General features: G+C 54.2%; 16 protein-coding genes. 5 read left to right on the top strand and 11 right to left on the bottom strand.

The features are described 5' to 3' along the window. Positions 1-3: 3 nt before the first annotated feature. Genes flgH through flgB form a run of 7 tightly spaced genes read right to left on the bottom strand, consistent with a single transcriptional unit; the run spans position 4 to position 5,186 of the window. Entirely contained in the window at positions 4-702 is a 699-nt protein-coding gene (gene flgH / locus HV345_RS14545) for a flagellar basal body L-ring protein FlgH (protein ID WP_016152630.1), read from the bottom strand. Between the two features lie 57 nt (positions 703-759). Continuing rightward, positions 760-1,542 carry a flagellar basal-body rod protein FlgG gene (flgG, locus tag HV345_RS14550; RefSeq protein WP_003036202.1) on the bottom strand — a complete coding sequence of 261 codons (783 nt, stop codon included), beginning with the start codon at positions 1,540-1,542 and terminating at the stop codon, positions 760-762. 13 nt (positions 1,543-1,555) lie between these two features. Further along, positions 1,556-2,311, bottom strand: a complete 756-nt coding sequence (locus HV345_RS14555) for a flagellar basal body rod protein FlgF (protein ID WP_016156188.1) — start codon at positions 2,309-2,311, stop codon at positions 1,556-1,558. A gap of 20 nt (positions 2,312-2,331) precedes the next feature. Next, positions 2,332-3,624 carry a flagellar hook protein FlgE gene (gene flgE, locus HV345_RS14560; RefSeq protein WP_046274760.1) on the bottom strand — a complete coding sequence of 431 codons (1,293 nt, stop codon included), beginning with the start codon at positions 3,622-3,624 and terminating at the stop codon, positions 2,332-2,334. Positions 3,625-3,650: 26 nt separating this feature from the next. Further along, entirely contained in the window at positions 3,651-4,349 is a 699-nt protein-coding gene (gene flgD / locus HV345_RS14565) for a flagellar hook assembly protein FlgD (RefSeq protein ID WP_016152627.1), read from the bottom strand. Between the two features lie 12 nt (positions 4,350-4,361). After that, positions 4,362-4,766 carry a flagellar basal body rod protein FlgC gene (gene flgC, locus HV345_RS14570; protein WP_006685091.1) on the bottom strand — a complete coding sequence of 135 codons (405 nt, stop codon included), beginning with the start codon at positions 4,764-4,766 and terminating at the stop codon, positions 4,362-4,364. Positions 4,767-4,769: 3 nt separating this feature from the next. Further along, a complete protein-coding gene (flgB, locus tag HV345_RS14575; protein ID WP_016152626.1) occupies positions 4,770-5,186 on the bottom strand; it encodes a flagellar basal body rod protein FlgB in 417 nt (138 codons plus the stop codon). A gap of 157 nt (positions 5,187-5,343) precedes the next feature. Between flgB and flgA the strand changes: the two genes are divergently transcribed. The 3 genes from flgA to flgN all read left to right on the top strand — a co-directional run bounded on the left by flgA (position 5,344) and on the right by flgN (position 6,816). Further along, positions 5,344-6,003 carry a flagellar basal body P-ring formation chaperone FlgA gene (flgA, locus tag HV345_RS14580; RefSeq protein ID WP_181635731.1) on the top strand — a complete coding sequence of 220 codons (660 nt, stop codon included), beginning with the start codon at positions 5,344-5,346 and terminating at the stop codon, positions 6,001-6,003. Between the two features lie 93 nt (positions 6,004-6,096). Further along, positions 6,097-6,390: a flagellar biosynthesis anti-sigma factor FlgM gene (gene flgM, locus HV345_RS14585; RefSeq protein ID WP_016152624.1), complete on the top strand. Its 294-nt coding sequence runs from the start codon at positions 6,097-6,099 to the stop codon at positions 6,388-6,390. Positions 6,391-6,393: 3 nt separating this feature from the next. Continuing rightward, positions 6,394-6,816 carry a flagella biosynthesis chaperone FlgN gene (gene flgN, locus HV345_RS14590; RefSeq protein ID WP_016152623.1) on the top strand — a complete coding sequence of 141 codons (423 nt, stop codon included), beginning with the start codon at positions 6,394-6,396 and terminating at the stop codon, positions 6,814-6,816. Positions 6,817-6,901: 85 nt separating this feature from the next. On the opposite strand, the gene murJ is transcribed toward flgN, so the two are convergent. From murJ to rimJ, 4 genes are all read right to left on the bottom strand, one after another. Further along, positions 6,902-8,437, bottom strand: a complete 1,536-nt coding sequence (gene murJ, locus HV345_RS14595; protein WP_016152622.1) for a murein biosynthesis integral membrane protein MurJ — start codon at positions 8,435-8,437, stop codon at positions 6,902-6,904. Between the two features lie 223 nt (positions 8,438-8,660). Then, a complete protein-coding gene (locus HV345_RS14600; RefSeq protein WP_181635732.1) occupies positions 8,661-9,584 on the bottom strand; it encodes a Gfo/Idh/MocA family protein in 924 nt (307 codons plus the stop codon). 1 nt (position 9,585) lies between these two features. Next, positions 9,586-10,233 carry a YceH family protein gene (locus HV345_RS14605; protein WP_131405800.1) on the bottom strand — a complete coding sequence of 216 codons (648 nt, stop codon included), beginning with the start codon at positions 10,231-10,233 and terminating at the stop codon, positions 9,586-9,588. A 34-nt stretch (positions 10,234-10,267) separates the two neighbouring features. After that, the gene (gene rimJ, locus HV345_RS14610; protein ID WP_006685101.1) at positions 10,268-10,852 is read right to left on the bottom strand and encodes a ribosomal protein S5-alanine N-acetyltransferase; all 585 of its coding nucleotides are present in this window, start codon (positions 10,850-10,852) and stop codon (positions 10,268-10,270) included. A gap of 259 nt (positions 10,853-11,111) precedes the next feature. On the opposite strand from rimJ, the gene mdtH reads away from it, so the two are divergent. Both mdtH and HV345_RS14620 read left to right on the top strand, forming a co-directional pair. Then, positions 11,112-12,320, top strand: coding sequence for a multidrug efflux MFS transporter MdtH (mdtH, locus tag HV345_RS14615; RefSeq protein WP_181635733.1), 1,209 nt, complete (start codon positions 11,112-11,114; stop codon positions 12,318-12,320). Positions 12,321-12,434: 114 nt separating this feature from the next. After that, positions 12,435-12,995 (top strand): lipoprotein, encoded by a 561-nt coding sequence (locus HV345_RS14620; RefSeq protein WP_016152618.1) that lies wholly within the window; start codon positions 12,435-12,437, stop codon positions 12,993-12,995. Positions 12,996-13,010 lie beyond the last annotated feature (15 nt).

Below are 13,010 nucleotides of genomic sequence, written 5' to 3' on the forward strand. Positions count from 1 at the left end.
CGCTTACATCGGCGACAAGTTAAGGAAGAAACGCTGCAACCAGCCCATATTCTGCGCTTCATTGATGTAGCCGTTGCCGACATACTCAATACGTGCGTCCGCAACCTGAGTTGACGGTACGGAGTTGCTGCCACTGATGGTGCGCGGGTTAACGACCCCGGAGAAGCGAATGAATTCAGTGCCCTGATTAATGGCGATCTGTTTTTCACCCACAACATGTAAGTTGCCATTCACCAGTACCTGATCGACCGTTACGGTCAGCGTACCGCTGAAGGTATTGCTGGCGTTCGCGCCGCCTTTACCGTTAAAGGTGTTACCGCCTGAAGCTTCTACGTCAGCACGCTCGTTGCCAAACAGTCCTTGCAAATAACGCGGTACGGTATCAAAGCCAAAGTTGGTTTTGCCGTCGCGGCTGGCATTAGCCGAAGAACTTTTGCTCGCGCTGACGTTTTCCTGCAATACGATGGTCAACGTATCGCCAATATTGCGCGGACGGCGGTCTTCGAATAGCGGCTGATAACCGTAGTTAATCGGTTGGGCCGACTGGAAGATTGATCCATTCGCCACCGGCGTCGGGCCAGGAACAGGCTGGGCAGACGTTGCGCCCTGCACGAGGGGCGTGGCCGGGATCCAGGCGCATCCTGTCAATGAAACCACCAACAGGGCTAAAATTGGGTATGGGTGAAGCGCGTATTTTCGCATTGCGGTCATCTTCAAAATCAGTGTGCCGGTGAGGCTTTCACCCCACCGGGCCACACTTTAGAGTTGCGTCAGTTTTTGCAGCATCTGATCGGTGGTCGATACCGCTTTACTGTTGATTTCGTAAGCGCGCTGAACCTGGATCATGTTAACCAGCTCTTCCGCCACGTTGACGTTAGAGGTTTCAACATAACCCTGGTACAGCAGACCCGCGCCGTTCAGCCCCGGAGTGCTCTCATTCGGCGCACCGGATGACTGCGTTTCGGTGTACAGATTCTCACCAATGCTTTCCAGACCGGTATCGTTCATAAAAGTAGTCAGGTTAAGCTGCCCAACCTGAACCGGTGCTGCCTGGCCCTGCTGGGTTACGCTGACGATACCGTCGCGTCCAATGGTGATACTGAGCGAGTTAGCCGGGATGGTGATAGCCGGCTGAACCTGAAAACCACCCGCTGTCACCAGTTGACCGTTCTGATCCACCTGGAAAGAACCGTCACGGGTGTAGGCGGACGTGCCATCAGGCAGCATGACCTGGAAAAAGCCCTGCCCTTTAATCGCCACATCTTTACTGTTGTTGGTCTGCGACAGGTTCCCCTGGCTGTGTAAACGCTCGGTCGCGACCGGGCGCACACCGGTACCAATCTGCAAACCAGACGGCAGTGTGGTTTGTTCAGAAGACTGTGCGCCAGGCTGGCGAATCGTCTGGTACAACAGATCTTCAAACACGGCACGTTGACGCTTAAATCCGTTGGTGCTGACGTTTGCCAGGTTGTTGGCAATCACATCCATGTTGGTTTGCTGCGCATCCAGGCCGGTTTTGGCGATCCACAATGAACTGATCATAAAATGTCCTGTATTAACTCATCGACAGCAGTTGGTTGGCGCGACCCGCGTTATCATCCACGCTACTGATAATCTTCATTTGCATTTCGAAACGACGGGCGTTGGCGATCATGTCACTCATCGCGGCTACCGGCTTAACGTTACTGCCTTCCAGCACGCCCGACATAACGCGAATGCTGGGGTCAGCCTGTAACGTAGCGCCACGGGTAGCCTGCGCGGCCTGGGTCAGACGGAACATACCGTCATCGCCACGTTGCACTTCACTCCCCGTGGCCTTCACCAGTTTCAGTCGCCCAACTGGCGCAACGGTGTTAGCCGGATCGCCAGGGTTGAGCGCCGAGATCGTGCCGTCTGCCGCAATCGTGACTTCTGAACCTTCCGGTACGGCTATTGGTCCGGCTTCGCCAATCACCGGGTGTCCCTGAATGGTCAGTTCCCCCGTAGGGCTTACCTGAATGGCGCCATTTCGGGTATATCCTTCGCTACCGTCCGCGGTCTGCACAGCCAACCAGCCATCCTGTTGCAGCGCCACGTCCAGCGGACGTGAAGTATAGTCCATCTGACCCGGCGTCATATCGGCCCCCGGCGTGGAGGCCACCACCAGCGTACGCGTCGGTAAAGACAATCCTTCAACGGGAACCGCGCGCAGCGCATTGAGTTGCGCACGAAAACCCGGCGTTGAGGCGTTTGCCAGGTTGCTGGCCGTCACCGCTTGTTGATTCAGCGTCTGACTGGCCGCGCCCATGGCGGTATAAATTGCGTGATCCATTAAGCCATCCCGTCAGGCGCTTAGCGCAGGTTGACCAGCGTGTTGAGGATCTGGTCCTGGGTTTTGATGGTCTGCGCGTTCGACTGATAGTTACGCTGGGCGACGATCATATTCACCAGTTCTTTACTCAAATCCACGTTTGATGCTTCCAGCGCGCCGTTGGTCAGCTTGCCGAAGTTACCCTCGCCTGCGGTACCCAGCAGCGCCACGCCGGAAGACTGAGTGGCTGCCCAGACGTTGTCACCCTGAGAAGCCAGACCTTCGTTGTTGGCAAAGTTTGCCAGCACGATCTGCCCCAGAACCTGTTGCTGTTCGTTGGAGTAGTTACCGACCACAGTACCGTCATTGTTAATCTGGTAGCTCACCAGGTCGCCCGGCTTATAGCCATTCTGATTCGTGGCAACGATGTTGTTGGCGCCAGTGTTCTGCTGCATGGAATTGAGGAAGCTCAGGGAGAAGTTCGCCGGAACTGCGCCATTGATCGTACCGGTCGTTATCTGAATTTGCGGTTGGGCATTAGCTGGGCCTTCAACGGGGATTTTTGGTCCAGTCGGATCTGCTGGATCTACTGGCACAGTCCCTGGAACATAATTGTTCACTGAGGTCAGCGTACCGTTAGCACTAAAGTTCATCACCGCATTCTTGTTGGCAACTGAACCCGCAACGCTGGAGTCCTGGGTGTAGACATCCCATTTGTTCGGGCCTGTTTTGACATAAAAAATATTCATGTCGTGGGCGTTACCCTGGCTATCGAAAACGGTAACTGAGCCTTTTTTGTTGTAGGAATCCGCATCGCTGGGATTAAACGGGGTCTTCGTTGGCACCTTGTCAGTGGAGTTCAGGTTGATCTGCATTGACGCAGTCGTGGTGGTTTTAGCCGCCATCAGCGTATTCGGGATAGTGATCGGCGCCGGGTTAGCACCTTGCTGTATCGTTGGCGGTGTACCGGTAGCCGGATAGCCCGTCAGTTGTAGCCCCTGCATGTTGACGATATTGCGGTTTTCATCGAGCTTGAACTGACCGTTACGGCTGTAGAAAACGGAACCGTTGCTGTCTACCATGCGGAAAAAACCGTTCTGGCTGATAGCGACATCCAGCCCGCGACCAGTGTTGGTCGTGGTACCGTCGGTAAAGTCCTGGGTAATGCCCGCAACTTTAACGCCCAGACCCACTTTAGAACCGGCGAACATATCGGCAAAAGAGGCCGTACCGGATTTAAAACCGTAGGTGGCGGAGTTGGCGATGTTGTTACCAATGACATCGAGGTTGGTCGCTGCAGCGTTCAGACCGCTGACCGCTTGTGAAAAGGCCATGACTTACTCCTGATAAGTGTGAAGGCTTAAATGATCTGCCGTACTTCGTCGAGGGTGGTGGTTCCATAGGTGCCCAGATCCAGCGTATTACCGCCGTTGCTGCGAATAACGCCCTGCACCAGCGCAAACTGAAGCGGCTGAGCCACCAGTTGTGTTCCGCCATTACTGGCAGCAATTGACACGTTGTAAGAACCGCTTGGCGCATCCGTGCCATCGGTCATGGTGCCGTCCCAGGTAAAGGTATGAACGCCCGCTTTCAACCCACCAATATCAATGGTGCGTACCACCTTGCCGTCTTTATCGGTAATGGTTGCGGTAACCTTGTCTGCCGGTTGCTGCAGTTCAACGCCAAACGGCGTGGTGGTGGTTTTTGCGCCCTCTTCCGTACCTTTACCGGTCAGGATGGTGGTACCTGGGATCATGACACCGTGGCCAATCAGCGTACTGGCCTGCAGCGACTGACTGTTGTCGATCTGCCCGGAGATCGATCCCAGCGTGGTGTTCAGTTTCTCAATTCCGCTCACGGTACTGATTTGCGCCAACTGGGTGGTCAGTTCGTTGTTTTGCAGCGGGTTGGTTGGATCCTGGTTTTTCAGCTGTGCAACCAGCAGCGTAAGGAAGCTGCTTTGCAGGTCCGCGGCGTTGCTGCCCGTCAGTGAACTCTTCCCCGTTGCGTCATTCACACCCGTCGTGCTCGGGTCATTCATTTTTACAGCAATAGACATGTGCGCCTCCTTTTACTGGCCTAGCGTCAGCGTTTTGAGCATCAAGCTTTTCACCGTATTGAGCACTTCGACGTTTGCCTGGTAGCTACGCGAGGCTGACATGGTGTTGACCATTTCGCCGACGACGTCCACATTCGGCATTTTTACGTAACCGTTCGCATCGGCCAGCGGATTACCGGGTTCATAAACCAGCTTATCCGGCGCCTGGCTTTCAATGACGTCAGCGACTTTTACGCCACCGGTTGCCGCACCTGGCGCGGCATCAACCTGAAACACAACCTGCTTCGCGCGATACGGCTGACCGTCAGGTCCGGTGACGCTATCCGCATTCGCCATGTTGCTGGCCGCCACGTTCAGGCGCTTAGACTGAGCCGTCAGCGCAGAGCCTGCGATATCAAAAATATTTAACAGCGCCACGAATTAGTTCCCTCCTTGCAGCACGTTCATCATGCCTTTGATTTGTCCACCCAACGCGGTCAGCCCCATTTGATACTTGAGGCTGTTGTCTGCAAATTGCGTACGCTCCCGGTCCATATCTACCGTGTTGCCATCGAGAGACGGCTGATCAGGAATGCGGTAGAGCAGTTCCGTAGAAGGAGCTGAAACGGTCTGGGCCGGAATGTGTTGTGCAGAGGTCAGCGTCAACGAGACACCGCCGGTTTCTTCCCGTCCTCGCACCATGACTTTTTTTAATTCACTGGCGAAATCCAGGTCGCGCGCCTGATACCCCGGCGTGTCGGCATTGGCTATGTTGGCCGCCAATACTTCCTGGCGTTGGGCGCGCAAATTCAGCGCTTCCTGTTGAAAACGTAAGGCGGCGTCGAGCTTATCGAGCATATCTCCTCCGCAAATGACAAAATTCAGCCGACAGCTTAAATCCCATTACGCGCGCGTTATCGCCGGAATAAACGCAAAATGCGTCGCTATTTGTTGCGTTGATGACTGCGTCACACAGGTAGAATCCTGTCACTACCTGAAAAAGCACGAGGTTTTGATGCAAACGTTTAATCGTGGAGTCGTCGTGGCAGCACTGCTGTTCAGTCCTATGACGCTGGCGCAAGACCTGAATTCACAGCTGACGGCATGGTTTTCCCAGCGTCTGGCCGGATTTAGCGATGAGGTCGTCGTTACTATCCGAACGTCGCCAAACTTATTGCCGAGCTGCGAACAACCAGCATTAAGCGTGTCCGGGAGTGCAAAATTGTGGGGTAATGTGAACGTGCTGGCGCGCTGCGCCAACGAGAAACGTTATCTGCAGGTGAACGTGCAGGCCACGGGAAACTACGTTGTTGCCGCCGCGCCCGTCGCTCGGGGTAGCGCCCTGACTTCGGCCAGCGTAACGCTAAAACGAGGTCGACTGGACCAACTCCCTCCGCGCGCCGTGCTGGATATGAATCAGGTGCAGGATGCCGTAAGCTTGCGCGATCTGGTGCCAGGTCAGCCGATACAGCTTTCCATGTTGCGCCAGGCATGGCGAATCAAGGCCGGTCAGCGCGTCCTGGTTATTGCCAACGGAGATGGCTTTCGGGTGAATGCCGAAGGTAAAGCGCTGAACAATGCCGCCGTCGCCCAGAATGCCCGAGTACGGATGATTTCAGGCCAGGTGGTGAGCGGTGTCGTCGATTCTGATGGGAATATTCTTATTAACCTATAATAGGTTAAAGATTTTTTAGCGTGTGCCGATAGATAAACAACCAATGATTACAGCGGGCCGCTATAGCGTAACCCCTCGATGAGGATAAACAAAATGAGCATTGATCGTACCTCACCATTGAAGCCAGTAAGTACCGTTCAGCCACGTGAAACCAGCGATGCGCCGGTACAAAAAACGCGGAAGGAAAAAACCACCGCCACCACCAGCACCAGCGTCATGCTGAGCGACGCCCAGGCCAAACTGATGCAGCCCGGCACCAATGACATCAATATGGAACGCGTGGAAGCACTCAAAACCGCAATCCGTAATGGCGAGCTGAAAATGGACACCGGAAAAATTGCCGACTCGCTGATCCGCGAGGCGCAGAGCTACTTACAGAGTAAATAAAGTATGACTCGTTTGTCAGAAATACTTGACCAGATGACGACCGTCCTCAATGACCTGAAAACGGTAATGGATGCTGAACAGCAGCAGCTTTCCGCAGGATATATTAACGGCAGCCAGCTACAGCGTATTACAGAAGAAAAAAGCTCTTTGCTGGCAACCCTTGATTATCTGGAGCAGCAGCGCCGTCTGGAGCATGACGCCACACGCAGCGCCAATGATGAAATTGCCGAGCGTTGGCAGACCATTACCCGGAAAACACAGGACCTACGCGAACTCAACCAGCACAATGGTTGGCTGCTGGAAGGGCAGATCGAGCGCAATCAACAAGCGATTCAAGTGCTGAAACCGCACCAGGAACCGGCGCTGTATGGCGCAAACGGTCAAACCTCTGCTGCGCACCGCGGCGGGAAAAAATTCTCTATCTGATGCTAGCCTGATAACGTTTTGCTTATCAGGCCTACGCGTTTTGTAGGCCGGATACGGCGTCATGCCGCCATCCGGCATTAATCTGTTACGCCGTCCGGCGCACAAACTCTTTCACTTTAAAGCCCAGCACCGCGAGCGCAGCGAAGTAAGCAGCAATACCTGCCACCACAACGGCCATCAGACGCAGCAGACGCCATAACATCGTTCCCTGCGACCAGTCCGGCATGATGTAGAGCATCCCAACCAGTGCCGCCGACATCACCAGCACAGAAATCACCAGTCGCGCCAGGAACCAGGCCCAACCCGGTTGTGGGGTAAAAATTTTCTGTTTCCGCAGTTGCCAGTACAGCAGTGAAGCGTTCAGACACGCCGCCAGACCAATCGACAGCGACAGCCCGGCATGTTTCAGCGGTCCAATAAACGCCAGGTTCATTACCTGGGTCATAATCAGCGTGACAATGGCAATCTTGACTGGCGTTTTAATATCCTGGCGCGAATAAAAACCAGGGGCCAACACTTTCACCACGATCAAGCCAATCAAACCTACCGAGTATGCCACCAGCGCGCGCTGCGTCATCGCTGCGTCAAAGGCGGTAAATTTACCGTACTGGAACAGAGAAACCGTCAGCGGTTTGGCCAGAATTCCCAACGCCACGGCGCTCGGTAATGCCAACAGAAAACACAAACGCAGGCCCCAGTCCATCAGACGGCAATACTCATCATGATTACCGCTGGAAAAACTTTTGGATAGCGAGGGCAGTAGGATAGTCCCCAACGCGACACCAAGTACGCCAGACGGAAACTCCATCAGACGGTCAGCATAATACATCCATGACACTGAGCCAGAGGCCAGAAATGAAGCGAAAATCGTATTGATGATCAGTGAAATCTGGCTGACAGATACCCCAAGGATCGCCGGGCCCATTTGCTTGACGACGCGCATCGCCCCCGCATCACGGAAGTTCACGCGCGGCAGCACCAGCATGCCAATTTTCTTCAGGTGCGGAAGCTGGTAAATCAGCTGCAGCACGCCGCCAACGGTAACGGCCCACGCCAGCGCCAGCACCGGAGGGTGAAAATAAGGAGCAGCAAACAGCGCGAAACCGATCATGCTGATATTCAGAAAGGTCGGCGCAAACGCCGGAATGGAAAAGCGATTCCAGGTATTCAGGATCGCACCCACCAGCGAAGCCAGTGAGATCAGCAGAATATACGGAAAGGTGATCCGTAGCAGTTGAGTGGTCAGCGCAAATTTGTCCGCGGTGTCGGCAAACCCAGGCGCGGTGACTAAAATCACCCACGGGGCAGCCAGCATCCCGGCGACCGTCACCACGGCCAGCGCCAGAGTCAACAGCCCAGAAACGTAAGAGACAAAGACGCGGGTCGCATCCTCCCCCTGCTTACTTTTATATTCGGCAAGAATAGGCACAAACGCCTGCGAAAAAGCGCCCTCAGCAAAGATTCGGCGCAGCAGGTTAGGAAGTTTGAATGCCACAAAAAAGGCATCAGTCGCCATCCCTGCGCCAAAGATTCTGGCGACAATCGCATCACGCGCAAAACCCAGCACACGTGAAAACATCGTCATCGAGCTGACGGCTGCCAGCGACTTTAATAAATTCATCTATGTTGTATTCCAGACTCTGAGGCAAAACCCCGACAAACCTGCCCGTAGGTCGGATAAGGCATGATCGCCGCCATCCGGCACTTTTGCTGTGCCTGATGGCGACGCCGTAGCGTCTTATCAGGCCGACAAACCAGCCTATGATTGAAAAGAGGTGTTATTTTTGAGTTGGCATATAGTACCTGGATTACAATGAATTACTACCGCCAGATGTTACAGGGGGTTATTCAGCCATTGCCTCCCGCCACAGCTTTTCGACAACGCGCTGGGCCAGGAGCGCCTGCTCACCTGCCGTCTGGGGAACCGTCTGATTTTGCACGCACTCAATGAAATGACGTGCGCATCCGGCAAAACCACGCTGTTCCAGGGTAGTTTGCCAGCCTGCTACCGGCTTGTGCACCACTCCTTGCCCGCGCTCTTCCCGCCATTCCCGCATATCCGTGACGTCAATCAGGCCACCATCCGTCACCGCCTGCACGCTCTCGCGCTGGCTACCGGCGCGGCGGTGCATACTGGTCGTTACCTGCATTTGCCCGGCAGAAAAATGGTGCTCCGCATAGAGCATCGCGCCGGATTCATTGGTTAACAGCGTACCGTGATTTAACTGCACTTTCTCTCCCGCCAGCCACAATGCGGTATCGACAACGTGCAGATAGTCGTCCAGCAGAGTGAAGCGCAGATCGTGCGGCCCGACGCTGTCCGTCCGGTGCTTATCCATGCGTACGGACGCCGCATTGCCCAACTGGGATTTGAGATCCTGATACAGCGGCGCAAATCGACGGTTAAACCCCACCATCAGCGTCAGCTTTTTCCGCTCGGCCAGCTCCACCAATTGTTCAGCCTCGCGCAGGTTTTCCGCCAGCGGTTTATCCACGCACACGTGAACCCCGGCATTCAGCAGTTCGCTGACCACCGCATAGTGCGTTGCGGTACTGGAATGGACGAAAACCGCATCGCAGGTTTGCGCCAGATTAACCAGTGAATCAACGTAGGGTATCCGCCAGGTATCACAGATACGCTGCGCTTTTTCCCGCGAAGGTGAAAATGCCCCTTCCAGCGTCCAGTCTGCACTAGCGCCCAGCACGGGCAGCCAGGCCTTTTGCGCAATCCCGCCGAGCCCGACAACGCCGATACGTAATTTATTCACATCAGTCTCCCAGGTGCGCCAGCAAGGAATCAAGCCGCTGCTTAAGCTCCGCGACGTCTGTTTCCAGCGCGTCAACGCGCGCCTGTAGATCGCCCGAAGCTGCCGGAAGTTCATCTGCCGTGGTCATCGCTTCATCAACGTCACCGCAAAACAGGTGCATATAACGGCTTTCACGTTTGCCCGGCTCACGCGCCAGGCGAACGACATAAGGACCATCTTCCCGGGTTGCCAGTTTCTCCAGTGTCGACTCTACTTCGGCCATGTCGCTGAATTCGTACATCCGGGAGGCGCGGCTACGCAGTTCACCTGGTGTTTGAGCGCCGCGCAGCAACAGCGTGGTAATGAGCGCGACTTCCCCCGCGCTGAGCTTAAGATTGCCAAACTCAGAGTTGCAGAAACGCTGCTCATATTTGGTGACGCGATTACCAAAGCCACTCACCGTACGCAGGAAATGCCGTTTCACCAGATTATCAAGCTGATCCTGCACGTCGGATTCCGACAGGTTCATTACGGGTTCACGATTCGTTTTTTGATTGCAGGCGGTTACGACTCCGTTAACGGAGAGCGGATACTGTTCAGGCGTAGTCACTTGTTTTTCTAATAAACAGCCAATCACCCGTGCTTCGGTGGCGGTTAATTCGTATTTCATCGTCTTCTCCATTAATCATGGCTGCATCTGAAACTTAGCGGCCGGGGGTCCATTCTGATGTGGTCAACGCCGTCAGCACGTGATCGCGCCACTGCCCGTCAATCAGCAGGTAGTCTTTGGCATACCCTTCTTTTTCAAAACCCAGTCGCGCCAGCAGGTCACCGCTGCGTTTATTATGTGGCATGTAGTTAGCCATAATGCGGTGAATATGCTGCGTGCGCTGCATATAGCGGATGGCCGAGGTTAAGGCTTCATACATCAGCCCCTGCCCCTGCCACTTCTGCGCAATGGAGTAACCGAGATAACAGGCGTGGAAAGATCCCCGCACGACGTTCGAGAAGTTCGCGACGCCAATAATCTCTTTTTCTTCCGGATCGAGCAGCGCAAAGTAATAAGCGGTGCCCTGTTTATGAAACTCAGATATCATGCTCAAACGCGCCTGCCAGCCTGACGGATAACAGTGGCTTTCATCGCGAATAGGTTCCCAGGGTTTTAAGAAATGACGATTTTCTGCGTAATAATCTGCCAGACGCCAGGCATCACGCTCATGCACTAAACGCACGACCAGGCGGTCCGTGGTTAAGCGCACTTTTGGCACGTTACTGCGATAGCCAAACATTCTATACCTACTCCTTCCCGTAACGTCTTCAATACGCTATTCGCATTACTATACCTGCGCAAATACGCCCTGTGAAAAGAGCAAAATGCCATTTTTTGAATTATTCACACATTTTGATGAAAACTCTCTATCAAGACGGACTTTTGATAAAAAAATATTGTCCCGCGAAGGGTGGGAAAAGCGATGACGACACCGCAGAATAGGAGGTGCTTATCTTTTAAACTCTATCCAGAGTGACGAGTTTTTCCCTGGAGGGGAAATGTCGCAAGTCTCGCAGGCAAGGAACCTGGGTAAATACTTCCTTCTTATCGATAACATGCTGGTCGTGCTGGGTTTCTTCGTCGTTTTCCCGCTGATCTCAATTCGTTTCGTCGATCAAATGGGCTGGGCCGCCGTGATGGTCGGTATCGCGCTTGGATTACGTCAATTTATCCAGCAAGGTTTAGGTATCTTCGGCGGTGCTATTGCTGACCGTTTCGGGGCAAAACCGATGATCGTCACCGGCATGCTGATGCGCGCTGCCGGATTCGCCACCATGGGCATTGCCCATGAACCGTGGCTGCTATGGTTTTCCTGCTTTCTTTCCGGGCTGGGCGGCACGTTGTTCGACCCTCCCCGCTCGGCGCTGGTGGTCAAACTGATCCGTCCGGAAAAGCGCGGGCGTTTTTTCTCTATTCTGATGATGCAGGATAGCGCCGGGGCAGTGGTTGGCGCGTTGCTCGGCAGTTGGTTATTGCAATACGATTTCCGTCTGGTGTGTGCCACCGGCGCAATTTTGTTCGTTCTGTGCGCGGCGTTTAACGCCTGGCTGCTTCCGGCATGGAAGCTGTCAACGGTGAAAATTCCGGTGCGCGAAGGAATGAGCCATGTGATGCATGACAAGCGCTTTGTCACTTATGTGCTGACGCTGGCGGGCTATTACATGCTGGCGGTACAAGTGATGCTGATGCTGCCAATAATGGTAAACGACATCGCTGGGTCACCGGCCGCAGTGAAATGGATGTATGCCATTGAGGCGTGCCTCTCTTTAACGTTGCTCTACCCGATTGCCCGCTGGAGTGAAAAACGCTTTCGCCTTGAGCATCGCCTGATGGCCGGTCTGCTGGTGATGTCTTTAAGCATGATGCCCATCAGCCTGGTCGGGAATTTGCAGCAGTTGTTCACCCTGATTTGCACGTTCTATATTGGCTCAATCATCGCCGAACCGGCGCGTGAAACCCTGAGCGCCTCGCTGGCGAATGCACGGGCCCGGGGAAGCTATATGGGTTTCAGTCGACTGGGACTCGCCATCGGCGGCGCCATTGGTTATATCGGCGGCGGCTGGCTGTTTGACATGGGTAAAGCCCTGGCACAACCGGAGCTGCCCTGGATGATGCTCGGCATTATCGGCTTCATCACTTTCCTGGCGCTGGGGTGGCAATTCAGTCTCAAACGCCCAACGCGTGGTATGCTGGAGCCTGACGCCTGATAGCCAATCTGGTGTACGCGCATTTTTCAGTTTTTTCTGCTGTTACCCGCAGCGCTGGTGCTCGATGATGCTTTGTGTCACGATTACACCACAAGCATCATGCTGAGGAACCCCATGAAAAAGTTTTTTTTTGCCGCTGCACTAATTGTCAGCGGCCTGTTGGTTGGTTGTAATCAACTCACGCAATACACGGTTAGCGAGCAAGAGATTAATCAGGCCCTGGCGAAGAATAATAACTTTTCAAAAGATATCGGTTTGCCTGGCGTCGCTGAAGCACATATCGTACTGAACAATCTCGCCAGCCAGATAGGCCGTGAAGAACCCAATAAAGTGACGCTGACCGGAGACGCCAACCTGGACATGAACTCCCTGTTTGGCAGTCAGAAAGCAACCATGAAGTTGAAGCTAAAAGCCTTACCGGTTTTCAATAAAGAAAAAGGCGCGATTTATCTGCAAGAAATGGAAGTCGTGGACGCTACCGTCACGCCGGAAAAAATGCAGTCGGTACTGCAAACGCTGATGCCTTATTTAAATCAGTCGCTGCGCAACTATTTCAACCAGCAGCCAGCGTACATTCTGCGGGATGACAGCAGCCAGGGGGAAGCGCTGGCGAAAAAACTGGCGAAAGGCATTGAGGTGAAACCGGGAGAAATCATTATCCCGTTCACCGACTAATATGACAGAGGGCGC

Origin of the sequence: Citrobacter sp. RHBSTW-00986 (assembly GCF_013783065.1) — a bacterium.
In the GTDB taxonomy this organism is placed as follows: Bacteria; Pseudomonadota; Gammaproteobacteria; order Enterobacterales; family Enterobacteriaceae; genus Citrobacter; species Citrobacter braakii.